This window comes from Pantoea sp. NPDC088449 (genome assembly GCF_044753225.1).
Taxonomy (GTDB): domain Bacteria; phylum Pseudomonadota; class Gammaproteobacteria; order Enterobacterales; family Enterobacteriaceae; genus Pantoea; species Pantoea floridensis.
In genome coordinates, this window is record NZ_JBIVMT010000007.1 from 146,487 (window position 1) to 170,606 (window position 24,120).

At 54.4% G+C, this 24,120-nt stretch carries 20 protein-coding genes; 12 read left to right on the top strand and 8 right to left on the bottom strand.

Features of this window, described 5'->3' with window-relative positions:
* Positions 1-211: 211 nt before the first annotated feature.
* Genes gmk through recG form a run of 5 tightly spaced genes read left to right on the top strand, consistent with a single transcriptional unit; the run spans position 212 to position 6,074 of the window.
* On the top strand, positions 212-835 hold the full coding sequence (gmk, locus tag ACIP6T_RS23165; protein ID WP_097095555.1) for a guanylate kinase: 624 nt from the start codon (positions 212-214) through the stop codon (positions 833-835).
* 57 nt (positions 836-892) lie between these two features.
* On the top strand, positions 893-1,168 hold the full coding sequence (gene rpoZ / locus ACIP6T_RS23170; RefSeq protein WP_007885265.1) for a DNA-directed RNA polymerase subunit omega: 276 nt from the start codon (positions 893-895) through the stop codon (positions 1,166-1,168).
* Positions 1,169-1,188: 20 nt separating this feature from the next.
* On the top strand, positions 1,189-3,300 hold the full coding sequence (spoT, locus tag ACIP6T_RS23175) for a bifunctional GTP diphosphokinase/guanosine-3',5'-bis pyrophosphate 3'-pyrophosphohydrolase (protein WP_097095554.1): 2,112 nt from the start codon (positions 1,189-1,191) through the stop codon (positions 3,298-3,300).
* Positions 3,301-3,303: 3 nt separating this feature from the next.
* Complete coding sequence (gene trmH / locus ACIP6T_RS23180; RefSeq protein ID WP_097095553.1) at positions 3,304-3,999, top strand: tRNA (guanosine(18)-2'-O)-methyltransferase TrmH; 696 nt, start codon at positions 3,304-3,306, stop codon at positions 3,997-3,999.
* Entirely contained in the window at positions 3,996-6,074 is a 2,079-nt protein-coding gene (gene recG / locus ACIP6T_RS23185) for an ATP-dependent DNA helicase RecG (RefSeq protein ID WP_345827688.1), read from the top strand. Before trmH ends, recG begins: the two co-directional genes overlap by 4 nt.
* Here recG and ACIP6T_RS23190 read toward each other — a convergent pair.
* Entirely contained in the window at positions 6,071-6,556 is a 486-nt protein-coding gene (locus tag ACIP6T_RS23190; protein ID WP_097095551.1) for a MarR family winged helix-turn-helix transcriptional regulator, read from the bottom strand. The genes recG and ACIP6T_RS23190 overlap by 4 nt on opposite strands.
* 70 nt (positions 6,557-6,626) lie before the next feature.
* Between ACIP6T_RS23190 and ACIP6T_RS23195 the strand changes: the two genes are divergently transcribed.
* From ACIP6T_RS23195 to ACIP6T_RS23205, 3 genes are all read left to right on the top strand, one after another.
* The gene (locus ACIP6T_RS23195; protein WP_400459339.1) at positions 6,627-7,562 is read left to right on the top strand and encodes a zinc-binding alcohol dehydrogenase family protein; all 936 of its coding nucleotides are present in this window, start codon (positions 6,627-6,629) and stop codon (positions 7,560-7,562) included.
* A 92-nt stretch (positions 7,563-7,654) separates the two neighbouring features.
* On the top strand, positions 7,655-9,040 hold the full coding sequence (locus tag ACIP6T_RS23200; RefSeq protein WP_097095549.1) for an NCS2 family protein: 1,386 nt from the start codon (positions 7,655-7,657) through the stop codon (positions 9,038-9,040).
* Positions 9,041-9,162: 122 nt separating this feature from the next.
* The gene (locus ACIP6T_RS23205) at positions 9,163-10,839 is read left to right on the top strand and encodes an AsmA family protein (RefSeq protein ID WP_400459342.1); all 1,677 of its coding nucleotides are present in this window, start codon (positions 9,163-9,165) and stop codon (positions 10,837-10,839) included.
* A gap of 144 nt (positions 10,840-10,983) precedes the next feature.
* On the opposite strand, the gene fabY is transcribed toward ACIP6T_RS23205, so the two are convergent.
* The 5 genes from fabY to typA all read right to left on the bottom strand — a co-directional run bounded on the left by fabY (position 10,984) and on the right by typA (position 15,898).
* Positions 10,984-11,931 (bottom strand): fatty acid biosynthesis protein FabY, encoded by a 948-nt coding sequence (gene fabY / locus ACIP6T_RS23210; RefSeq protein WP_007885253.1) that lies wholly within the window; start codon positions 11,929-11,931, stop codon positions 10,984-10,986.
* Positions 11,932-11,990: 59 nt separating this feature from the next.
* Entirely contained in the window at positions 11,991-12,428 is a 438-nt protein-coding gene (dtd, locus tag ACIP6T_RS23215; protein WP_097095547.1) for a D-aminoacyl-tRNA deacylase, read from the bottom strand.
* The gene (locus tag ACIP6T_RS23220) at positions 12,425-13,297 is read right to left on the bottom strand and encodes a virulence factor BrkB family protein (RefSeq protein ID WP_097095546.1); all 873 of its coding nucleotides are present in this window, start codon (positions 13,295-13,297) and stop codon (positions 12,425-12,427) included. The genes dtd and ACIP6T_RS23220 overlap by 4 nt, the downstream gene beginning before the upstream one ends.
* Entirely contained in the window at positions 13,298-13,894 is a 597-nt protein-coding gene (gene yihX, locus ACIP6T_RS23225; RefSeq protein WP_097095545.1) for a glucose-1-phosphatase, read from the bottom strand.
* A gap of 183 nt (positions 13,895-14,077) precedes the next feature.
* Positions 14,078-15,898 (bottom strand): ribosome-dependent GTPase TypA, encoded by a 1,821-nt coding sequence (gene typA / locus ACIP6T_RS23230; protein ID WP_097095544.1) that lies wholly within the window; start codon positions 15,896-15,898, stop codon positions 14,078-14,080.
* Positions 15,899-16,337: 439 nt separating this feature from the next.
* Here typA and glnA point away from each other — a divergent pair, with 439 nt between their 5' ends.
* The 3 genes from glnA (at position 16,338) to glnG (ending at position 20,474) form a co-directional block, all read left to right on the top strand.
* Positions 16,338-17,747 carry a glutamate--ammonia ligase gene (gene glnA / locus ACIP6T_RS23235; protein ID WP_097095542.1) on the top strand — a complete coding sequence of 470 codons (1,410 nt, stop codon included), beginning with the start codon at positions 16,338-16,340 and terminating at the stop codon, positions 17,745-17,747.
* A gap of 260 nt (positions 17,748-18,007) precedes the next feature.
* Positions 18,008-19,057, top strand: coding sequence for a nitrogen regulation protein NR(II) (glnL, locus tag ACIP6T_RS23240; RefSeq protein WP_008109798.1), 1,050 nt, complete (start codon positions 18,008-18,010; stop codon positions 19,055-19,057).
* 7 nt (positions 19,058-19,064) lie between these two features.
* Positions 19,065-20,474, top strand: a complete 1,410-nt coding sequence (gene glnG / locus ACIP6T_RS23245) for a nitrogen regulation protein NR(I) (RefSeq protein WP_008109800.1) — start codon at positions 19,065-19,067, stop codon at positions 20,472-20,474.
* 48 nt (positions 20,475-20,522) lie between these two features.
* Here glnG and hemN read toward each other — a convergent pair whose 3' ends face one another.
* Together hemN and yihI are read right to left on the bottom strand one after the other, a co-directional pair.
* Positions 20,523-21,896: an oxygen-independent coproporphyrinogen III oxidase gene (gene hemN, locus ACIP6T_RS23250; RefSeq protein WP_400459350.1), complete on the bottom strand. Its 1,374-nt coding sequence runs from the start codon at positions 21,894-21,896 to the stop codon at positions 20,523-20,525.
* A gap of 236 nt (positions 21,897-22,132) precedes the next feature.
* Entirely contained in the window at positions 22,133-22,654 is a 522-nt protein-coding gene (gene yihI, locus ACIP6T_RS23255; protein WP_097095539.1) for a Der GTPase-activating protein YihI, read from the bottom strand.
* 555 nt (positions 22,655-23,209) lie between these two features.
* Here yihI and yihA point away from each other — a divergent pair.
* A complete protein-coding gene (yihA, locus tag ACIP6T_RS23260) occupies positions 23,210-23,851 on the top strand; it encodes a ribosome biogenesis GTP-binding protein YihA/YsxC (RefSeq protein WP_345827678.1) in 642 nt (213 codons plus the stop codon).
* Positions 23,852-24,120: the final 269 nt, after the last annotated feature.

A 24,120-nucleotide genomic window follows, 5' to 3' on the forward strand; every position in this document is an offset into this window, starting at 1 on the left:
CGCTGGACGATCTTTTACCAGCGGCAAAAGCGATGCGCTGGAGACAGATTCCAGGCTTTTCATCCGGATTGCAGCTTGCTACATCAGCCTCTGGCGCGGCTTCACAGAAAAAAGAATTGCCTCAGCCAAGCGGCAAACGCTGCGCCACCTCCCCAAGCCGTGTATACTGTGCAGGAAATCGACTCCGCTCTTTACTCAATTCAAGATAACCATGGCTCAAGGCACGCTTTATATTGTTTCCGCCCCTAGCGGCGCGGGTAAATCCAGCCTGATTCAGGCGCTGTTAAAGACACAACCGCTGTACGATACGCAGGTGTCTATTTCGCATACCACCCGTGGCGTGCGTCCCGGTGAAGCTCATGGTGAGCACTACTTTTTCGTCTCTAAGGGCGAATTCGAAACCATGATTGCAGCAGACGACTTCCTCGAACATGCGGAAGTGTTTGGCAATTATTACGGTACGTCACGCGCTGCGATTGAGCAGGTGCTGGCGACCGGCGTTGACGTCTTCCTGGATATCGACTGGCAGGGCGCGCAGCAAATTCGCAAGAAAATGCCGGCCGCACGCAGCATCTTTGTGCTGCCGCCTTCTACCGAAGAGTTGGATCGCCGCCTGCGTGGTCGCGGTCAGGACAGCGAAGAGGTGATTGCCCGTCGTATGCAACAGGCCGTGGCGGAAATGAGCCACTACGCCGAGTACGACTATTTAATTGTTAATGATGATTTTGATCTGGCGCTGTCAGATCTCAAAACCATTATCCGCGCAGAACGTCTGCGTATGGGTCGCCAAAAATCGCGACATGATGCTTTAATCAGCAAACTATTGGCAGTCTGAATTCACTTTCAGTATTATGCCCAGTCATTTCTTCATCATCTGTGGAGTAGCACACCTATGGCACGCGTAACCGTTCAGGACGCAGTAGAGAAAGTTGGTAACCGTTTTGACCTGGTGTTGGTCGCTGCACGTCGTGCACGTCAGATGCAGGTAGGCGGTAAAGATGCGCTGGTTCCAGAAGAGAACGATAAGCCGACCGTTATCGCCCTGCGCGAAATTGAAGAAGGTCTGATCACGACCCAGATTTTGGATGTGCGTGATCGTCAGGAACAGCATGAGCAGGAAGCCGCTGAGTTACAAGCCGTTACCGCTATCGCTGAAGGTCGTCGTTAATAGCACGCGGCAGGTCGCCCTTGTATCTGTTTGAAAGCCTCAATCAACTGATTGAAAAATACTTGCCTGAGGAGCAAATCAAGCGCCTCAAGCAAGCTTATCTCGTCGCGCGTGATGCCCACGAGGGACAAACACGCTCCAGCGGTGAGCCTTACATCACCCATCCTGTTGCGGTTGCCTGCATTCTGGCCGAGATGAAACTCGACCATGAAACGCTAATGGCAGCGCTGCTGCATGATGTGATTGAAGATACGCCCGCCACCTACCAGGATATGGAACAGCTGTTTGGTAAAAGCGTTGCCGAACTGGTGGAAGGCGTATCCAAGCTCGATAAGCTGAAGTTCCGCGATAAGAAAGAAGCGCAGGCTGAAAACTTCCGCAAAATGATCATGGCGATGGTGCAGGATATTCGCGTCATCTTGATCAAACTGGCTGACCGCACGCACAACATGCGCACGCTCGGCGCGTTACGCCCGGATAAAAAACGTCGTATCGCGCTGGAAACGCTGGAGATTTACAGTCCTCTGGCGCACCGCCTGGGTATTCATCACCTGAAAACAGAACTGGAAGAGCTCGGCTTTGAAGCGCTCTACCCGAACCGTTTCCGCGTGATCAAAGAGGTGGTGAAAGCGGCGCGCGGTAACCGTAAAGAGATGATTCAGAAGATCCTCGCTGAAATCGATGGTCGCTTACAGGAAGCAGGCATTCCCTGTCGCGTAAGTGGGCGTGAGAAGCATCTCTACTCGATCTACCGCAAAATGCACCTGAAAGAGCAGCGTTTTCACTCGATCATGGATATCTATGCCTTCCGCGTTATCGTGAAAGATTTGGATACCTGTTATCGCGTGCTCGGCCAGATGCACAGCTTGTATAAACCGCGTCCCGGACGCGTGAAAGATTACATCGCTATTCCCAAGGCCAACGGCTATCAATCGCTGCACACGTCAATGATTGGCCCGCACGGCGTGCCGGTTGAAGTGCAGATCCGTACCGAAGATATGGATCAGATGGCTGAAATGGGGGTGGCTGCACACTGGGCTTATAAAGAGACCGGTGAAATCAGCGGCACCACCGCGCAAATTCGCGCTCAGCGCTGGCTGCAAAGCCTGCTTGAGCTGCAGCAAAGCGCCGGTAGCTCGTTTGAATTTATTGAAAGCGTGAAATCCGATCTCTTCCCGGATGAGATCTATGTGTTCACGCCGGAAGGCCGCATTGTCGAATTACCGGCTGGCGCTACGCCGGTTGATTTCGCCTATGCGGTGCATACCGATATTGGTCATGCCTGCGTCGGCGCACGCGTCGATCGCCAGCCTTATCCGCTGTCACAATCGCTGGCCAGCGGCCAAACCATTGAAATTATCACGGCTCCAGGCGCACGACCGAACGCCGCCTGGCTTAATTTTGTCGTGAGTTCTAAAGCGCGCGCTAAAATTCGTCAGCTGTTGAAAAACCTCAAGCGTGAAGACTCCGTAAACCTTGGTCGTCGCCTGTTGAGCCACGCGCTCGGCGGCAGCAAGAAACTGGCGGAGATTCCGGCCGAGAACATTCAGCATGAGCTGGAGCGCATGAAGCTGACCGCCATTGATGATTTGCTGGCGGAAATTGGTCTGGGTAATGCCATGAGCGTGGTGGTGGCAAAGAATCTGTTGCAGTCTGGCAGTGAAGAGCCACAAAAAAACAGCAAACGCAAAAAGCTGCCGATCAAAGGCGCGGATGGCGTGCTGATTACCTTTGCCAAGTGCTGCCGTCCCATTCCCGGCGACCCGATTGTCGCGCACGTCAGTCCCGGCAAGGGATTGGTGGTGCATCACGAATCCTGCCGTAACATTCGCGGCTACCAAAAAGAGCCTGAAAAGTTCATGCCGGTAGAGTGGGATAAAGTGACCGATCAGGAATTTGTCGCCGAAATTAAAGTCGACATGTTCAACCATCAGGGCGCACTGGCCAACCTGACGGCGGCAATCAATACTGCCGGTTCCAATATTCAGAGCCTGAATACCGAAGAGCGTGATGGTCGCGTATACAGCGCCTTTATCCGCCTCACCGCGAACGATCGCGTCCATCTGGCGAATATTATGCGCAAAATTCGCGTAATGCCGGACGTGATTAAAGTTCACCGAAATCGTAACTAGTCCATGAACGCTCAACGCTTTGCTCGTATTCAGGAGATGCTGGCCCTGCGCCAGCACGACCTCACCGTCTGCATGGAACAGGTGCATAAGCCGCATAACGTTTCAGCGGTAATCCGTACCGCCGATGCGGTCGGCATCCACGAAGTTCACGCCGTGTGGCCCAGCGTGCGTATGCGCACTATGGTGTCCGCTTCGGCTGGCAGCAACAGCTGGGTGAAGGTGAAAACCCATCGTCATATTGCCGAAGCGGTGCGTCATCTGAAAGAGAGCGGCATGCAGGTGCTGGCGACCAATCTTTCGGCCAAAGCGGTGGATTTTCGCGAGATCGATTACACCTTGCCGACCTGCATTCTCATGGGTCAGGAAAAAACCGGGATTACCGCAGAAGCGTTGGCATTGGCCGATCAGGACATCATTGTGCCGATGGTGGGCATGGTGCAGTCGCTCAACGTCTCGGTTGCGTCTGCGTTGATTCTGTATGAAGCGCAGCGCCAGCGGCAGAACGCGGGGATGTATCAGCGCACCTACAGCCTGCTGGATGAAGACGAGCAGCAGCGTTTGCTGTTTGAAGGCGGCTATCCGGTGCTGGCGCGCGTGGCAAAGCAGAAAGGCCTGCCTTATCCCCGCATCAATGCCCAGGGCGAGGTGGAAGCCGACGCTAATTGGTGGGCTACCATGCAATCGACGGGTAAAAAATGAAAGGCCGTCTGCTGGATGCCATCCCGCTCAGTACCCTGACCGGCGTCGGCGCCAGTCAGTCGAGCAAACTGGCCAAACTTGGCCTGTTCACCATTCAGGATTTGCTGCTGCACCTGCCACTTCGCTACGAAGATCGCACCCAACTTTATAAAATTAATGATCTGCTGCCGGGCGTTTATGCCACGGTGGAAGGCGAAGTACTGAGCAGCGAAATCAGCTTTGGTCGCCGCCGCATGCTGGTTTGCAATATCAGCGATGGCAGCGGCATGCTCACCATGCGCTTCTTTAATTTCAATGCCGGAATGAAAAATAGCCTGTCACCGGGCCGCCGCGTTACCGCCTATGGCGAGATTAAACGCGGCCAGCGCGGTGCGGAAATCATTCATCCCGAGTATCGCGTACAGGGAGAACAAGGCGGCGTTGAGCTGCAGGAAACGCTGACGCCGGTTTATCCCACCACCGAAGGCATTCGCCAGGCCACGCTGCGCAATCTTACCGACCAGGCGTTGACGCTGCTGGAGAGTTGTCCGATTGCCGAGCTGCTGCCCACTGAACTGAGCGGCGGGTTGATTAGCCTGCCGGATGCACTGCGCACGCTGCATCGCCCACCGCCGGATTTACGTCTGAGCGAGCTGGAAACTGGCCGCCATCCGGCCCAGAAGCGTTTAATTCTGGAAGAGCTGCTGGCACATAACCTCAGCATGCTGGCGGTGCGCGCGGGTGCGCAGCGCCATCATGCGCTGCCGATGACGGCGCGCCATGAACTGGTTAATCAGCTGCTCGCGGCGCTGCCCTTCTCACCAACCGGTGCGCAAAACCGCGTGGTGGCAGAAATCGAAAAGGATCTGGCCAACGATTTTCCGATGATGCGTTTGGTGCAGGGCGATGTGGGTTCCGGCAAAACGCTGGTGGCCGCGCTGGCGGCGCTAAATGTCATCGCGCACGGCAAACAGGTGGCGTTGATGGCACCGACCGAACTGCTGGCCGAACAGCACGCCAACAATTTCCGCCAGTGGTTTGCGCCGCTGGGCATCGAAGTAGGCTGGCTAGCGGGCAAGCAGAAAGGCAAAGCGCGCGAAGCGCAGCAGGAAGCGATTGCCAGCGGCCAGGTTGCGATGGTGGTTGGCACCCATGCCCTGTTCCAGGAACAGGTGAAATTCAACGGCATGGCGCTGGTGATTATTGATGAGCAGCACCGCTTTGGCGTGCATCAGCGTTTAGCGCTGTGGGAAAAGGGCGAGGAACAGGGCTTCCATCCGCATCAGCTGATCATGACCGCGACGCCGATTCCCCGCACGCTGGCAATGACCGCTTACGCCGATCTCGATACCTCGACCATCGATGAATTACCGCCTGGACGTACGCCGGTGACCACGGTGGCAATTCCCGACAGCCGTCGTAGCGAGATCATCACGCGCGTGCAGAGCGCCTGTCACGAAGGGCGCCAGGCTTATTGGGTCTGTACGCTGATTGAAGAGTCGGAAGTGCTGGAAGCGCAGGCGGCGGAAGCCACCTGGGAAGAGCTGAAAGTGGCGCTCCCCGATTTGCAGGTGGGCCTGGTGCACGGCCGCATGAAGCCAGCCGAAAAGCAAGCGGTGATGGCAGCGTTTAAAGCCAATGAAATCCAGCTGTTAATCGCCACCACCGTGATTGAAGTAGGCGTGGATGTGCCGAATGCCAGCCTGATGATTATCGAAAACCCGGAACGTCTCGGGCTTGCACAGCTGCACCAGCTGCGCGGTCGCGTGGGCCGTGGCGCGGTCGCCTCGCATTGCGTGCTGCTGTACAAAGCACCGCTAAGCAAAACCGCCCAAAAGCGCTTGCAGGTGCTGCGCGATAGCAATGACGGCTTTGTAATTGCCCAGCACGATTTAGAGATTCGCGGTCCGGGTGAGATGCTTGGTACGCGGCAAACCGGAAACGCCGAGTTTAAAGTGGCCGATTTGCTGCGCGATCAGGGGATGATCCCTGAAGTTCAGCGCGTGGCGCGCCATATCCACCAGCATTATCCTGAGCAGGCGCAGGCGCTGATTGAGCGCTGGCTGCCGGAAACCGAACGCTACAGCAACGCTTAATCCGTGGTTTTGCGGTTATCGATGGCGATGAAATCCCCAACAAATTTTTGCAGCAAACGCGCCAGCTCGGCGCGTTCTTCATCCTGCCAGTTGGCAAACAGGTTCTGATAAATCTGCGCACGCGCCGCATCGATTTTATCTGTCATGGCCTTCCCCGCTGCGGTAATAATCGCTTCGTTTACCCGTTTATCTTTAGCATTTTTCTGCCGCTGCGCCAGTCCTGACTGTTCCAGCTTTGCCACCTGACGACTGACGGTGGTGTAATCCCGCCCGACACGCTCCGCCAGTTCTACCACGCCAATCGGCCCAAAACGCCCAATCTGGATGAGCAGCGGAAACAGCGCGCGATCGAGCTGAATATTGGATTCTTTTATCAATAATTCATCACGTTGCGGCCGGTTGAAGGTGCCGACAATCATTAGCAGCGCATTATGCAGATCATCAAATGCTGCACTATTATGTGTATTTTGCACACTTTCCATTGACGTTATCCCGAGGTAAGCCTAATGTGTGCATATTACACATATTATCCAGTTAACTGAAGGTGAAAGCATGAAAGCAGCATTTGTTTCCGCAGCCGGTGAACAGCCGGTCTACGGTGATTTCCCTGAACCGCAGGCCGATGACAGCCATGTGGTCGTCACGGTGAAAGCCGCCGCGGTCAGCCAACTAGCAAAAGCACGCGCCGCTGGCACCCATTACAGCGCAACAACGCAGTATCCCTTTATTACCGGCATTGATGGCACCGGCACGCTGAGCAATGGCGATCCGGTTTATTTCCTCGCCTTCAATTCGCCGTGGGGCAGCATGGCGGAAAGAACCTTAGTACCCGCCGACAGCATCGTTGCGCTGCCCGCAACGCTTGATCCGGTGCTGGCCGCAGCGCTGGCTAATCCAGGCATGTCATCCTGGGCGGCACTCACCCGCCGCGCACAGCTGCATGCCGGTGAGACCGTATTGATCAATGGCGCCACCGGTACTTCGGGCGGTTTAGCGGTGCGTATTGCGCAGCATCTGGGAGCCGGAAAAATTATTGCCACCGGCCGTAATCGCGCAGCCCTCGATCAGCTGCGGGCGCAGGGCGCCGACATCACCTTAACGCTGGATGAATTATCAGGCGCGTTACCGGCGCTGATGAAGGAAGGGATTGATGTGGCGCTGGATTATCTGTGGGGCCAGAGCGCGCTCGATATCATGCAGGCGGCGGTTGCGGGCGGTGAAAAAACAGTGCGCTTTGTGCAAATCGGTTCACTGAGCGGCCAGGAAATCACGCTGCACAGCAAACTGCTGCGCTCATCCGGACTGACGTTGATGGGTAGCGGTTTGGGTAGCGTATCCGATAAAGAACTGATCGCCTGCATCAGTGAAATGCTGGCCGCCGCCGCAGAGAGTGATTTTTCCATCCCGTTCCAGATGCGTCCATTAAATGAAGTAGAGCAGGCGTGGCAGGAAGATGATAGCCGCTGCCGCACCGTGTTTACGCTCTAGATCAACGGAAGTAAAAAGGGGCATTGCAAACGATTGCTTTCACAACGCAACCGTTTAAAATCGCCCCTTTGTTGTAATTGAGAACGTCCACCATGTCCGTCAACACCACTGAATCATCTCAGCCTGCCAGCGCTGCAAGCCCGAAAAGTGAACTGATTTACCGCCTCGAAGATCGCCCACCGCTGCCGCAAACCCTGTTTGCTGCCTGTCAGCATCTGCTGGCGATGTTTGTCGCGGTGATTACGCCCGCACTGCTCATCTGCCAGGCGCTGGGTTTACCGGCGCAGGATACACAGCACATTATCAGCATGTCGCTGTTTGCTTCTGGCGTGGCCTCGATTCTGCAAATCAAAACCTGGGGACCGGTCGGTTCCGGCTTGTTGTCGATTCAGGGCACCAGCTTTAACTTCGTGACCCCGCTGATCATGGGCGGGATGGCGCTGAAAAATGGCGGCGTTGATGTACCGACCATGATGGCCGCGCTGTTCGGCACCTTGATGGTGGCATCCTGTACCGAAATGGTGCTGTCACGCGTATTGCATCTGGCGCGTCGTATTATTACGCCGCTGGTTTCCGGCATTGTGGTGATGATTATCGGCCTGTCACTGATTCAGGTCGGTTTGACTTCGATTGGTGGCGGCTTTGCTGCAATGAGCGATCACACCTTCGGCGCACCGAAAAACTTACTGCTGGCTGCGGCGGTGCTGGTGGTGATTATCCTGCTCAATCGTCAGCGTAATGCCTATCTGCGCGTCGCCTCATTGGTGATCGCGATGGCGGTGGGTTATGCGCTGGCCTGGGCGCTGGATATGCTGCCCGCTACCGCTGCGCCAACCAATCAACCGCTGATTGCGGTACCTTCACCGCTCTATTATGGCCTTGGCTTTGACTGGAATCTGCTGATCCCGCTGATGCTGGTGTTTATGGTGACGTCGCTGGAAACCATCGGCGATATCACGGCAACCTCTGATGTTTCCGAGCAGCCGGTAAGCGGCCCGCTGTATATGAAGCGCCTGAAAGGCGGCGTGTTGGCCAACGGCCTCAACTCGTTTGTTTCTGCGCTCTTCAATACCTTTCCGAACTCCTGTTTCGGCCAGAATAACGGCGTGATTCAGCTGACGGGCGTTGCCAGCCGCTATGTCGGTTTTGTGGTGGCGCTGATGCTGATCGTGCTGGGTCTGTTCCCGGCAGTGAGCGGATTTGTGCAGCACATTCCAGAACCGGTGCTGGGCGGTGCGACCATTGTGATGTTCGGGACCATCGCCGCATCCGGTGTGCGTATCGTTTCACGCGAGCCACTTAACCGTCGCGCCATCATGATTATCGCGCTATCGCTGGCGGTAGGTCTGGGTGTTTCTCAGCAGCCGCTGATTCTGCAATTTGCCCCTGATTGGCTGAAAACCCTGCTTTCATCTGGCATTGCAGCCGGTGGTATTACCGCCATTGTATTGAACCTGATCTTCCCGCAAGAAAAGTAAAGCACCAGGCAGGCTTCGGCCTGCCTGATATTTATCCGCTTTTACATCCAGGCTGTTGAGGTGTAACGGTAATTCAGGCATAACAACCACTCACCGGATAAATATCGGGATGGATGAGTGCGATGAAATTTTTAGGCAAGTTTTTCCTTAGCTTACTGCTGCTGATTCTGCTGGCGCTGGTTGTGCTGTATGTGTTGCTGCAAACACAATGGGGCGCTGGCTGGTTTAGCCGTTGGGTTAGCGATAAAACCGCCTGGCATCTCTCTCTCAGCAAGATTGAGCACGACTTTACTTCCCCTTCGCACATCATCCTCGACGATTTCAGCTTTGGTCATGATGGCCAGCCCGCGGTATTAGTGGCAAAGCGCGTCGACCTTGGCCTTGCGCTGGTGCAGTTCAGCGATCCGCTGCATTTCAACAGCATTGAAGTGCGCGACGGTGAGATCAATCTCGCCAATCAAGCGCCCGATACCACGCTACCGATGCAGGCTAATCGCCTGCAGCTGAACAATGTGCGTATTGAGAATCCGCATAGCACCATGCCGATGACCGCTCAGCGCGTGAACGGCGGTCTTCTGCCGTGGAAGCCGCTGCCTAATGACGTGCTGGGCAGCGATGCGCAGTTCCAGATCAGTGCCGGAACCCTGACGCTGGATGGCGTACCGGCCAACAATGTGTTGCTGCAGGGCAGCATTAAGCAACGTCGTCTGGTATTGAGTAATATTGGTGCCGATTTAGCGCGCGGTTCTATGACCGGCAACGCCGAGCGCGATGCGCAAGGCAACTGGAAGATTGACCAGCTGCGCCTCAACGATATCCGCCTGCAAACCCATCAAAGCCTGAGCGACTTCCTCAATCCGCTGCGCGATGTGCCTTCGGTGAGCATCAATCGTCTGGATATGACCGATGCGCGCCTGCAAGGGCCTGACTGGGCAGTCACCGACCTTGATTTGACGCTGAAAAACGTTACCTGGCGCGGTGATGACTGGCAAAGCGAGGGCGGTTCAATTTCGATGAATGCCGGGAATTTTATCAACGGTGGGTTTGAATTGAACGATCCTATCGTTAATGCCGATCTTTCAGCACAGGGCATCGCATTGACGCAGTTTAGCTCACGCTGGGTCAATGGCGTGATTCGCGCCAGCGGGAGCTGGACGCGCAGCGATAAGCGTTTGACGCTGGATGAACTGGCAATTGCTGGCCTAGAATACACTCTGCCACAAAACTGGCGTGAACGCTGGCAGGAGACTTTACCGAGCTGGCTGGATAGCGTGCTGGTAACGCGCGCCACTGCTAACCGTAACCTGATAATCGATATCAATCCCACCTTCCCCTTCCAGATGACGTCGCTGGATGGCAGTGCAGATAATCTGCTGCTGGCACGCCAGCATCAATGGGGAATCTGGAGCGGCAAAGCCAGCTTCAATGCGGCCGAAGCCACCTTTAATCGCACCGATTTGCGCCACCCTTCCATTGCGCTGAATGCCAATGATCAACAGATTCAGGTCACTGAACTGAGCGCCTTTAACGGCAGCGGCTTACTGGAAGGGACAGCAACGGTGGGCCAGGATGTGCAACGTCCGCTGACGCTGAATCTGAAAGGTCAGGCGGTGCCAGCAAACGTGCTGGGGAATTGGGGTTGGCCAACGCAGCTGAGCGGCAACAGTAATTTGCAGCTGCAACTGAAAGGCTCGCTGAATGCCAGCGCGCCGCTTCGCCAGAGCGTGGATGGCACCTTGTCGGTGACCACCGATGCACAAGCGGTGCAGCAGACGATGCGTGGCGGGCAGGTTCAATAGATTAAAAACCAGGTCGCCATGAATGGCGACCCTACGATTATATCGCTGGGTTTTCGTAGGGTGCGCATTTATGCGCACCTGCATAAATAGGCAATTTTTTGCTTAAGTGAGCGGTATTAAGCCATGAATGGCGATAATACGATGCTAATTAATACGCGCCCCGGAGCCGCCTTCTTCCAGCGAGCCGTCAGAATCAGCCGGCAGCACGATATACACGCCTTCAAACACCGCGCCTAACTCCTCGTCACCGAACAATTCGACTTCCATCTGTACACGCGCTTTACGACCTCGCGCCAGACGATCGAGATCGCCACTCAGCGAGCCAAGATCGGCAATCGCCCCCGGACGACCGCTGATGGGCTTGCTATAGCGGATATGCGCATCCGCCAGAATGATGGTCCCGCCAAGATGACGCTCGCGCAGCAGCAGCCAAATTAAGCCCCAACCGGTGAGCGTGGCGAGAGAAAAAAGGCTACCCGCAAAGAGCGTATGGTGAGGATTCTGGTTGCCCGCTTCGGGCATAGTGGTCACAAATTTCTGCCCGGTATATTGCAGAATGCGCACGCCCATTTTTTCACTCAGCGGGATGTGCTCGTACCAGGCTTGCTGCAGCTGCCCGCACCAATCTGCACGATGCAGAATATCGTCGAGCGTGACTACCGGTTTGATCATCAGGAAGTGGCGCACTGGCGTGGTTTGCGGCGCAGTGATTTCGCCCTGGTTGACGTAGCCCAGCTTGGCAAAGAATTCGACGGCGTCTTCGCGCGCGCTACAGGTGACGCGTTTGGCGCCTTCCTGACGCGCGACCGACTCCAGCGTCATCGCCACCAGCGTGCCCAGGCCTTTACCCTGTACGGAAGGATGCACTGCAAGGAAGCGAATCGCCGCTTCGTTTTCCGCGTTGATGTACAGACGGCCCACCGCGACGGGTTTGCCCTGCTCATCCACCACCATTTGATGATGCGCCAGCGCATCCCAGGCATCACGCTCAGAACCCTGCGGCTGACGCAGCGGCTTTCGTAACATTTCCCAACGGAACTGGTAATACATATCCAGTTCTTCCGCCGTTTGCGGTACGCGAAGATGATACATAAAGTGATTCTCTCGTTCGGAGCTTGCGTGGCTAAGTCCTTGCCGCTCGGCTGTTAACCTCACACCTGTAACCAGAAGGTCACCGGACCGTCATTTACTAACGAAACCTGCATATTGGCGGCAAAACGCCCATTTGCGGTGGTCACACCCTGTGTTCGGCAGCAATCGCTGAAGTAATCATAGAGACGCTCGGCTTCCGCCGGTTCTGCACCACCCGAGAAGGAGGGACGCATACCTTTATTCGTATCAGCGGCAAGGGTGAATTGCGACACCACCAGCACGCTGCCGCCGGCCTGCTGCACGTTGAGATTCATTTTGTCATTCTCATCCGCAAAGATGCGGTAGCCGAGAACGCGTTCGGTCAAACGCTGCGCCTTTTGCTCGTCGTCGCCCTTTTCCACACCCAACAGCACCAATAACCCATTGCCAATTTCACCCACTGTCGCGTCATCAACGCTGACACTGGCGCGACTGACGCGCTGAATCAAAGCAATCATGTTTCCTCTCGTTCTCTTTCGCGTTCCTGCTGTTTTAACTGGCGATAGTCATCCAGCGTGACGGTGATTTCCGCGCCTAACAACACAATACACCACGACCAGTAAACCCAAAGGAACAGAATCGGGATGACCGCCAGAACGCCGTAAATTAACTGGTAAGAAGGGAACATCGTAACATAGAGCGCAAAGCCTTTTTTGCCCAGCTCGAACAGCAAACCGGCAACGATGGCGCCGATCAGCGCATCGCGCGTGGGAACGCGCCGCGTCGGCACAATGCTATACAGCAGCCAGAAGGCGAGGATAGAAAGAAACAGCGGGAAAATACGCAGCAGCTGATCGACCAGGCTGGTGACGCCGGTGACGTTCACCCAGCGCAGCGACAGCAGATAGGAGCTCAGGGCTAAGCTGGCGCCCGCTAATAGCGGACCCAGCGTTAGTATCATCCAGTACACAGCAAAGGAGTAGACCATGGGGCGCGGCTTATCGCTGCGCCAGATGGTGTTTAGCGCGCTATCCACCGAATGCATCAGCAGTAGCGCCGTGACAATCAATCCGACAATACCGACCGCCGTCATTTTGTTGACGTTGGCAACGAACTGGTCGAGATAGCGCTGAATGACGTCGCCCGTCGCCGGTATAAAGTTGGTGAAAATGAAGTTTTTCAGCTGCACGCTGATATCCGAGAACATCGGAAAGGCGGCGAACAGCGCAAAAACCACGGCAATGAGCGGCACCAACGCCAGCAATGAAACGTAGGCCAGATTACCCGCCTGCGTCGTCATGTTGTCTTCGTCAATGCGGCGCCACAGCAGTTTAATCCACAGAAAAAAGGCATGCGCCGAGTGGCGCAGTTGTCTTGGCTTTAGCACTCAGAGACGACCCGCAAACCAATCCGGCACGGTTTTCTCATCAACCACCAGCACGCTCTCAATGCCCAGCGCACGCGCCGCGTCAATGTTGGCCTGATTATCATCGAAGAATACCGCCTGATCGGCCTGGTAACCTTCGTGCTGGAGTACATAGTTATAGATGCGCGCTTCCGGCTTACGCATGCCGATATCCTGCGACATATAAAGATGATCGGCCGCCTGCTGAACATCAGGATAGTGGGTTGGCCAGAATTCGAAGTGCAGCTGATTGGTGTTCGACAGAATCACCACGCGCTCGCCATTGGCACGCAGCTTGTTCATGATCGCCAGCGTTTCCGGACGCACGCCGACGAAGACCGCCTGCCAGCCTGCCGTAAATTGCGGGTAGCTCAGGGCGATATCCAGCTGATCGCAAATGCGTGCTGCGAATTCGGGATCGCTGATTTCGCCACGTTCGTGTTTCTCAAAAGCCTCATCCATGCGGAAACGACTTTGCAGCGTTGCCAACGGCACCCGTCCTAAATCGCTCCAGACGCCGAGCACACGATTAAAATCGATATCAACAATCACATTGCCTAAATCAAAAATGTACAGCATGACGCCTCTCCTTTATGTTCCCTGGATCGTTAACTCTAGCGGTAAAAGCGTGAGCTGAACAGGGATGAGAGGCGGGAAATCAGCATTCTGGAAGCGAAGGCAAAGTTCATCAGGCGAGCGTTGCAGCGGGTTGCAGGCATAAAAAAGCCCCGCAGTGCGGGGCTCAATATCAGACTGATTCGCTTAGTCTTTGCTGCCACGAGAAGAACGCTTACGATCGTTCTCGGTCAGGTGACGTTTACGAATACGTACTGACAGCGGAGTCACTTCTACCAGTTCGTCATCATCGATGAACTCGATAGCCTGCTCCAGCGTCATTTTCTGCGGTGGAACCAGAGTGGTTGCTTCGTCAGTACCTGACGCACGCATGTTGGTCAGTTTCTTACCGGTCAGACAGTTTACTGTCAGGTCGTTAGAACGGCTGTGAATACCGATGATCTGGCCTTCATACACTTCCGCACCGTGACCCAGGAACAGCTTACCGCGATCCTGCAGACCGAACAGGGCGAACGCTACCGCTTTACCCTGACCGTTCGAGATCAGTACGCCGTTCTGACGCTGGCCCACTTCGCCTGGACGCACGTCGTCGTAGTGGCTGAAGGTGGAGTACAGCAGGCCGGTACCTGAAGTCATGGTCATGAATTCGTTACGGAAGCCGATCAGGCCACGGCTTGGGATCATGTAGTCGAGACGTACACGGCCTTTGCCATCTGGATCCATATTTTTCAGATCGCCTTTACGCTCACCCATTGCCTGCATCACAGAACCCTGATGGGTCTCTTCGATGTCGAGGGTGACGTTTTCGAATGGCTCCTGCTTACGGCCTTCATGCTCACGGAAGATAACTTTCGGACGGGATACCGCCAGCTCGAAACCTTCACGACGCATGTTTTCGATCAGCACCGACAAGTGCAGCTCACCACGACCTGACACGCGGAACGCATCAGAATCTTCGGTTTCTTCAACGCGCAGTGCCACGTTGTGTACCAGCTCTTTATTCAGACGCTCCAGGATCTGGCGCGACGTCACGAACTTACCTTCTTTACCGCAGAACGGCGAGGTGTTGACGTTGAAGAACATGGTTACGGTTGGTTCATCGACGCTCAGGGCCGGCAGCGCTTCCACATTCTGCGTGTCGCAGATGGTGTCAGAGATGTTCAGCTCGCCCAGGCCGGTGATAGCGATGATATCGCCCGCTTCCGCCAGGGTGCTTTCGATACGTTCCAGACCCAAATGGCCCAGTACTTTACCGACTTTACCGTTACGGGTTTTGCCTTCGCTATCAATGATAGTGACCTGCTGGTTCGGCTTAACGGTACCGCGCTTGATGCGGCCGATGCCGATCACGCCCAGATAGTTGTTGTAGTCCAGCTGCGAGATCTGCATCTGCAGTGGCGCTTCAACTTCAACCTGAGGTGGAGAAACGTGGTCGACGATCGCCTGATACAGCGGGGTCATGTCGTCAGCCATGTCGGTGTGTTCCAGACCCGCGATACCATTCAACGCCGAAGCGAAGATGATCGGGAAGTCCAGCTGCTCGTCAGTCGCATCCAGGTTAACGAACAGGTCAAATACCTGATCAACAACCCAGTCAGGACGCGCGCCCGGACGGTCAACTTTGTTGATAACCACAATCGGCTTCAAACCATGAGCAAATGCTTTCTTGGTTACGAAGCGGGTTTGCGGCATAGGGCCATCCATCGCATCTACAACCAGCAGCACCGAATCCACCATGGACATGACGCGCTCCACTTCACCACCGAAGTCGGCGTGTCCTGGGGTATCAACGATGTTGATACGGTAATCATTCCATTTGATGGCGGTGTTTTTTGCGAGGATGGTAATCCCACGCTCTTTCTCCAAATCGTTGGAGTCCATTACGCGCTCAGTCGCTTCGGTACGAGCATCAAAAGTACCGGACTGTTGTAGCAGCTTGTCAACCAGGGTGGTCTTACCATGGTCAACGTGCGCGATGATGGCGATGTTACGCAAATTTTCGATCACAGCTTTGCCTCAGGCATTATAGAAATAACGCGGTATTGTACACGGATTAAGCGGAAGACTGAACATGATCACAGATTTCGCCGAAAGTTTCTCGTAGCGCTGGTTTTTAGCACCATTTACGGTGCATTAATCTGCACTGTGGTGGCGTTTTGCACCAATATGGTGCTTATCTTCATCCGTGTTGCACCACAACAATGCAGGAAATCCATCCTGGTGCAGCCTTCGACTCACGAAAGCGCGCATTGTAGCGCCATTTTCGCCATTGTCATAAAGTTGGCACAGAATTCGCTTTATCTATTTCAAGCGATAACGACAGTTATAAAACGGTTGAAAGAGCTTGCCGAGATCTTTGGTTAGGAGTGGTCAGCAGTTGTGGCGCATTCCCGGCAACGAAGTTCTCTCACCATGACGATAATGACCATTTCCAGGAGAGTTGAGTATGTCCGCTGAACACGTTCTCTCGATGATGAACGAGCATGAAGTTAAGTTTGTTGACCTGCGTTTTACCGATACCAAAGGTAAAGAACAGCACGTTACTATCCCTGCTCACCAGGTTAACGCTGACTTCTTCGAAGAAGGCAAAATGTTCGATGGCTCCTCCATCGGTGGCTGGAAAGGCATTAACGAATCAGACATGGTGCTGATGCCGGATGCAACCACTGCAGTGATGGATCCGTTCTTCGAAGACTCGACCCTGATCATCCGTTGCGACATCCTTGAGCCAGGCACACTGCAGGGCTACGATCGTGACCCGCGCTCCATTGCTAAGCGTGCAGAAGAGTTCCTGCGTTCTTCCGGCATCGCGGATACCGTGCTGTTTGGACCAGAGCCAGAGTTCTTCCTGTTCGATGATATCCGTTTCGGTTCTTCTACTTCAGGTTCACACGTTGCTATCGATGATATCGAAGCCGCATGGAACACCGGTAAAGAGTACGAAGGCGGTAACAAAGGTCACCGTCCAGGTCTGAAAGGCGGTTACTTCCCAGTGCCACCGGTTGACTCCGCGCAGGACATCCGTTCTGCCATGTGTCTGACCATGGAGCAAATGGGCCTGGTGGTTGAAGCACATCACCACGAAGTCGCCACTGCTGGTCAGAACGAAGTGGCAACCCGCTTCAACACCATGACCAAAAAAGCGGACGAAATTCAGATCTACAAATATGTGGTTCACAACGTTGCTCACGCGTACGGCAAAACGGCAACCTTCATGCCTAAGCCAATGTTCGGCGATAACGGTTCTGGTATGCACTGCCACATGTCCCTGTCAAAAGGCGGCGTGAACCTGTTCTCTGGCGACAAGTACGGCGGCCTGTCTGAAACCGCTCTGTTCTATATCGGCGGTATCATCAAGCACGCTAAAGCGATCAACGCCCTGGCAAACCCAACCACCAACTCATACAAGCGTCTGGTCCCAGGCTACGAAGCACCGGTTATGCTGGCTTACTCTGCCCGTAACCGTTCTGCTTCTATCCGAATCCCAGTGGTTGCTAGCCCGAAAGCACGCCGTATCGAAGCACGCTTCCCGGATCCAGCGGCTAACCCATACCTGGCCTTCACCGCGCTGCTGATGGCGGGTCTTGATGGTGTTATCAACAAGATCCACCCTGGCGATGCGATGGACAAAAACCTGTATGACCTGCCACCGGAAGAAGAAGCTGAGATTCCAAAAGTTGCAGGTTCTCTGGAAGAAGCACTGAACGCACTGAACGAAGACCGCGAGTTCCTGACCCGTGGCGGCGTGTTCACTGATGACGCCATCGATGCTTACATCGAACTGCGTAAAGCCGACAATGACCGCGTGCGTATGACTCCGCACCCCGTTGAGTTCGAGCTGTACTACAGCGTTTAATCAGCATTAAAGATTCGCGGACTTTGCATCGCCGCAAGGCGGCAATCGAGAGGATCCCGGGGAGCTGAGATAACTCAGTGACTCGGGTGAACGAGTGCAGCCAACGCAGCGGGGTGTAAAAGACGCCGAAGATTTTATATTGCCGTGGAAACTTTAGCCCATCTCCGGATGGGCTTTTTTCTCCGCGTATTCATGGTTCGAAGCACAGATTTCCGTCCTGTAAGGCTATAATGCACTAAATTAGTGCAGAGGAACGCTGTATGGCAACTGGCACGCTGCCCGATGCGGGGCAGATTCTCAACTCCCTAATCAACAGTATTTTGCTGGTCGATAACGATTTAGTTATCCATTACGCCAATCCGGCGGCTCAGCAATTACTGGCGCAAAGCTCACGTAAATTGTTCGGCACGCCATTACCGGAATTAACCGGCTATTTTTCGCTGAATATTGAGGTGATGAGCGAGAGTCTCGGGGCTGGCCAGGGCTTTACCGATAGCGAAGTCACCTTAGTGGTGGATGGCCGCGCGCACATTATGTCGCTGACGGCACAGCGTTTACCGGATGGCTTTATTCTGCTGGAAATGGCGCCGATGGATAATCAACGTCGTCTTAGCCAGGAACAAATTCAACATGCGCAGCAGGTTGCTGCCCGCGACTTAGTCCGCGGTCTGGCGCATGAAATAAAAAACCCGCTTGGGGGATTACGTGGTGCCGCGCAACTGCTTACCCGCGCATTGCCCGATCCTTCGCTGCATGAGTACACGCGCATCATCATTGAGCAAGCCGACCGACTGCGTAATCTGGTCGATCGCCTGTTAGGCCCGCAACAGCCAGGTCTGCATGTGACGCAAAGTATTCATCAGGTGGCGGAGCGCGTGGTGAATCTGGTGTCGATGGAGCTGCCGGATAATGTTTCGCTGGTACGTGATTACGACCCAAGCCTGCCGGAACTGCCGCACGATCCCGACCAGATTGAACAGGTGCTGTTAAACGTGGTGCGCAATGCGCTGCAAGCCTTAGGTGATGAAGGTGGCACCATCGTGATTCGCACGCGTACCGCCTTCCAGCTCACGCTGCACGGCACGCGTTATCGTCTGGTCGCACGCATTGATATTGAAGATGATGGCCCAGGCATTCCGGCCCAGCTACAAGATACGCTGTTCTATCCCATGGTGAGCGGACGCGAAGGTGGCACCGGCTTAGGTCTCTCCATCGCCCGTAGCCTGATCGATCAGCATTCAGGAAAAATAGAATTTAACAGTTGGCCAGGTCACACCGAATTCTCGGTTTACCTGCCTATTCGCCAGTGAGGTTTGTATGCAACGAGGGATAGTCTGGATCGTCGATGACGATAGCTCCATCCGCTGGGTGCTTGAACGAGCGCTCACTGGAGCCGGTTTGAGCTGTGCAACCTTTGACAGCGCTAACGAGGTATTGGACGCGCTCGCAAGCAAAACCCCAGACGTATTATTGTCAGATATTCGTATGCCTGGCATGGATGGTCTTGCGCTGCTGAAACAGATTAAACAGCGCCATCCGATGCTGCCGGTCATCATTATGACCGCGCACTCCGATCTGGACGCGGCGGTTAGCGCTTATCAGCAAGGGGCGTTTGATTACCTGCCAAAGCCGTTTGATATTGATGAAGCGGTGGCGTTGGTTGAACGTGCGATTAGCCATTATCAGGAACAGCAGCAGCCGCGTAATCAACCCGTTAGCGGCCCAACCACCGATATCATCGGCGAAGCGCCAGCCATGCAGGATGTGTTCCGCATCATTGGTCGCCTTTCGCGCTCTTCCATTAGCGTGCTGATCAACGGGGAATCCGGTACCGGTAAAGAGTTGGTCGCGCATGCGCTGCATCGTCATAGTCCGCGCGCGAAGTCTCCTTTTATCGCGCTGAACATGGCGGCGATTCCTAAAGATTTGATCGAATCCGAGCTGTTTGGTCACGAGAAAGGCGCATTTACCGGCGCGAACCAGATTCGTCAGGGACGTTTTGAGCAGGCCGATGGCGGCACGCTGTTCCTCGACGAAATTGGTGATATGCCGCTCGACGTGCAAACACGATTATTGCGCGTCTTGGCCGATGGCCAGTTTTATCGTGTGGGCGGCTATGCGCCGGTGAAAGTGGACGTGCGCATCATCGCGGCAACCCACCAGAACCTTGAATTGCGCGTGCAGGAAGGCAAATTCCGTGAAGACTTGTTCCATCGTCTTAACGTGATTCGCGTTCATCTGCCACCGTTGCGTGAACGTCGTGAAGATATTCCGCGCCTGGCGCGCTACTTCCTGCAGGTTGCTGCACGTGAGTTGGGCGTGGAAGCAAAGATTCTGCATCCGGAAACCGAAACCGCGCTGACACGTCTGCATTGGTCCGGTAACGTGCGCCAGTTGGAAAACACCTGTCGCTGGTTAACCGTGATGGCGGCGGGCCAGGAAGTGTTGATTCAGGATCTGCCGCCTGAACTGTTTGAATCCAGCACGCCGGACAATCCAGTGCAGTCGCTGCCGGATAGCTGGGCCACGCTGCTGGCGCAGTGGGCCGATCGCGCCTTGCGTTCCGGTCATCAAAACCTGTTGTCCGAAGCGCAGCCGGAGATGGAGCGAACGCTGCTCACCACCGCGCTGCGTCACACGCAGGGGCACAAACAGGAAGCAGCGCGGCTGCTCGGCTGGGGACGTAATACCCTGACGCGCAAGTTGAAAGAGCTGGGAATGGAATAACGCAGAAGTTTGCGTTTTGAAGCAGGGGAGCACATTGCTCCCCTGTTTTTATATCACTCGCGAAAACTGCTGCATGCGCGCCTTTTGCCGCATATATACATCGAAGCACATACAGATGTTACGAATCAGCAATCGACCCACGCCAGTAACATGCAGGCTGCGACCGCGCTGCTCCAGTAAACCATCGGCCACCAGCGGCGCTAACAGCGCCAAATCCTCGGCAAAATACGCTTCAAATGCCACCGGGTATTGCGCCTCTATCGCCGCAAAATCCAGTGCGAAGTTGCAGATTAATGACTTAATCACATCCCGGCGCAGACAGTCATCATCGCTGAGCGTCAGTCCGCGCCACAGCGCATCACCGCGCTGCTCGACGTCCGCGTAATACGCCTTCAGCTCTTTATGGTTTTGCGCATAGCCGTCGCCCAGCATGCTGATTGCTGACACGCCCAATCCCAGCAGATCGGTTTCGCCCTGCGTCGTGTAGCCCTGAAAGTTACGATGCAACTCGCCGGCGCGTTGTGCGACCGCCAGCTCATCATCCGGCCGCGCGAAGTGATCCATGCCGATAAACTGATAACCTTCGCCGGTTAAGGTGGCGATGGTTTCCTGCAGGATTTGCAGTTTCTGCGCCGCGCCCGGCAGCTCATCATCTTTAATTTTGCGCTGTGCAGCGAACAAGGTTGGCATGTGCGCATAGTTGAAAACGCTGAGGCGATCGGGATTGAGTGCAATCACGCGCTGTAAGGTAAATGCGAAGCTTTCCGGCGTTTGCAGCGGCAGACCATAAATCAGATCAAGGCTAACCGAACGGAAACCCTGTTCACGCGCGCGCTGCACCAGCGCGAAGATGGTCTCTTCATCCTGAACGCGATTAACGCGCTCCTGCACCGCTTTATTGAAGTCCTGCACGCCCATGCTGAGGCGATTGAAACCTTCTGCCCGCAGATGATCGATCATTTCCAGCTCAATTTCGCGCGGATCAACCTCGATCGACATTTCGATATCATCGGCCAGCGTAAAATGATCGCGTAGCAGCGCCACCAGCCGGCTCACCTGCTGCGTGTTAAGGAATGTTGGTGTGCCACCGCCCCAGTGCAATTGGGTGACCAGCCGCCCAGTAAACAGCGGTGCGCGCTGGCGGATTTCCTGCTCCAGCACGTCCAGATAGCGATCGGCTTTATGCAGCTGACGCGTCACAATTTTATTGCAGCCACAGAAGTAGCAAAGACGATGGCAAAACGGGATATGCACATACAGCGATAATGGACGATCGGGATAGCGCTCAACCGCCTGCTGGAAATCTCCCTCACTAAAGTTCTCACTGAACTCCAGCGCAGTGGGATAAGAGGTATAACGCGGGCCCGCGTAATTATATTTTTCGATGAGGCTCTGGTCCCAATCAATCTGCGGCGATGACATGCTCACTCCTTACGGTGACGTCGTCTGAGAGAGGGTCGCGTAGCAGAAGAGTGGACGAAGCGATGGGCTGAACGCCGACGTAAACGCGACTTCAGACGCGACAGGCGGCGTAGTTTAAACAATAACCAGATCAGATAACATGTCAGCAGCAGCGCGAAAATTGATCCAGGCCAAAGCATAGGTGAATACCTGTTTAGCGCGGCATGCCTTTATACGCATGCCGATCAAAATTGGCCTTAATTACCTTTTAGCAGGCGCATCATATCTTCTTCGGCCTGCTCATCTTCTACTTCATCATCAAGTGCGATGCCCAGCGCTTCCATCAGTTCGTCGATGCGATCTAAGGTTTGATCCAGCCAAGCCTGATCTTCGCCGCTGAGGGTTTCACCGTTTTCCAGGCGATCCAATAAGGTATCCAGACGTTCATCATTTTCCAGCTTCGCCAGCTCTTCTTGTGGCGTCAGACGAACTTTCTCCGCTTTTGGCTTCGGTTTGGCAGCGGGCTTCTTCGCCGGCTGGGTTTTACCATCAGCAACGAGTGCAATAGGGGTTTTGCTGCCCAGGCGCGGATCCTGAACCTTTTTACCCTGGCCTTTGCCAGCAGTTTGCGTTTCTGGATTAGCACGGCTGCCAGATTTGTGGCCGCTGTGCTTTTTGTCGCGTTTGCGATCGCGCGCTTCCTGATTGAGGTCTTCACGCGATTTGCGTTTGGCTTTCGCAGCGGGTTTGCCACGCGGGGCTGATGCAGGTTGCTTCATGGTGTCCGGTCTCGGCGATGCTTTGTGAGTTCAGTATAGAATTGCGGCGAAATCTAGCAGAAAGTAAGCAAAGAAAAAAGGCGATAGCCTGTGCTATCGCCTTATTTCGCACCTTCATCCGAAGGAAACACGTGATAAATCCTTTACGGCTCACAACGTCCCGGTTGCTCCCTCGCCACATCGCTCCTGCGATTATTCCCTTTCCCTGTCCGATTCCTACCTGAATCGCTTCCTGCCATGCTCTTGGTCATCCCCGACGCTCCTGAGCTCATCATCCTGATGGGTGCTGCCGTGCACTGACAACAAATGTAGACTAATGGGTAAAATGAACAAGTGAGACTTGTCTCTAATTAAGAGCGGTATTTCCCATAAACAAACCAAGTCATTGAAAAATAACCTTTAAACTAAAGATTAACTTTCAATGAAACGGTAATAACTGGCAGTAAAAATCCTAGATCTCTTACAAAATGGCGTGTTAAGACGCTATCGGGCACTTTTGCGCCATTACAGGTATAATCAGCCCCATTGCCCGATTCATTTTGCTGGAGTTTCACTTTGTCTGCTTTGAACTATCACATGACCCATTTCATGCTCAGCGCCCCCGATATTCGCCACCTACCGGCGGATGTGGGTATTGAAGTTGCTTTTGCCGGGCGCTCGAATGCAGGCAAATCCAGCGCGCTGAACACCATTACCAATCAAAAAGGTCTGGCTCGTACCAGTAAAACGCCAGGTCGAACTCAGCTAATTAACCTGTTTGAAGTGGTTGAAGGTAAATGTCTGGTCGATTTGCCCGGTTACGGCTATGCCCAGGTGCCGGAGGAGATGAAACGTAAATGGCAGCGCTCGCTGGCAGAATATCTGCAAAAACGTCAGGCGCTGAAAGGGCTGGTGGTATTGATGGATATTCGCCACCCGCTGAAAGACCTCGATCAGAATATGATTGAATGGGCAGTTCAGAGCCAAATTCCAGTGCTGGTGCTGCTTACCAAAGCCGACAAGCTGGCATCTGGCGCACGTAAAGCGCAACTGACCATGGTGCGTGAGGCCTCGCTGGCGTTCAATGGCGATGTCCAGGTGGAAATGTTCTCTTCACTGAAGAAGATGGGCGTTGATATTGTGCGCAAGAAACTGGATAGCTGGTTTAACGAACTGGAGCCAGCACAGGAAGGCGACGGCGAAGAGAGCGAAGAGTAATTTCGCAGCGGCTTTTGAGAGAAAGCCCAATAAAAAACGCCCCAGTCATAAATGACTGGGGCGGCTAAATATTCAGCCAAATCCGATTACGTGAAGTAAAAGGTCTGAAAGATAGAACATCTTACCTCTGTACCCTACGCGATAAACTCTACCTGATTTTCTGCGCCCTACAAAGGGTTTTTTGTTGCTAACTTTCAGAGTTTGGCATCTTTTTTACTAAGCTCATCACACTTTCACGCGTGCGATGTAGTTTAATTACTAAAAAAATG